The sequence below is a fragment of the Leucobacter sp. PH1c genome (assembly GCF_000633415.1).
Lineage (GTDB): Bacteria > Actinomycetota > Actinomycetes > Actinomycetales > Microbacteriaceae > Leucobacter.
This window is the reverse complement of the sequence record NZ_AYMV01000055.1, coordinates 1-608: the sequence shown is the minus strand read 5'-3', so window position 1 is coordinate 608 and position 608 is coordinate 1. Positions and strand designations below refer to the sequence as shown.

The following is a 608-nucleotide window of genomic DNA, read 5'->3' as shown; positions in this document are numbered from 1 at the left end:
GGAGCAAAGTCGACGCAATCTGCTGGGTGGGGTGCGGGAGGGGACGCGCGGGCCCGCGCGAGGTGATGGAATGGGGGCATGACAACCCCCGCTCCGCGCATGACCGAGCAGGAGTCGAACGCCTGGCTCGGGCTCGTGACGGTGTCGCAGCTCCTGCCGAACGTGCTCGACGCGCAGCTGCTCCGCGATTCGCAGATGACCCACTTCGAGTTCACCGTGCTCTCCTCGCTGTACGTCGCCCCCGAGGCGACCCTGCAGATGTCGCACCTGGCGCGCGAGACCGCGGCGACGCTGCCGCGCCTCTCCCACGTGTGCACGCGCATGGAGAAGCGCGGGCTGCTCGAGCGCGTGCCCTGCCCCGACGACCGCCGCGCCACGAACGCGCGGCTGACCTCGCTCGGACGGCGGGCATTCATCCGGGCGATCCCGCAGCACATCGAGCTGGTGCGCGAGCTCGTGATCGATGCGCTCAGCTCGGAGGAGCTCGACGCGCTCGGCGCGATCTCCGCGAAGATCAACGCGCGTCTCGCGGAACGCCAGGGCTAGCCGCCACCCGGATCCGGTACTCCGCCGCGATCCGGCGCACCCCCGCGATCCAGCGCGCCGCC

Annotated in this window: 1 protein-coding gene; it reads left to right on the top strand. The window is 71.5% G+C overall.

What is annotated here, in order from left to right; all coding sequences use genetic code 11:
* Positions 1-78 precede the first annotated feature (78 nt).
* On the top strand, positions 79-546 hold the full coding sequence (locus U874_RS0113580; RefSeq protein ID WP_025135077.1) for a MarR family winged helix-turn-helix transcriptional regulator: 468 nt from the start codon (positions 79-81) through the stop codon (positions 544-546).
* Positions 547-608: the final 62 nt, after the last annotated feature.

Bases quoted from the DNA above. Each gene is read 5' to 3' on its own strand.
- U874_RS0113580 (WP_025135077.1), top strand. From the start codon at position 79: ATGACAACCCCCGCTCCGCGCATGACCGAGCAGGAGTCGAACGCCTGG.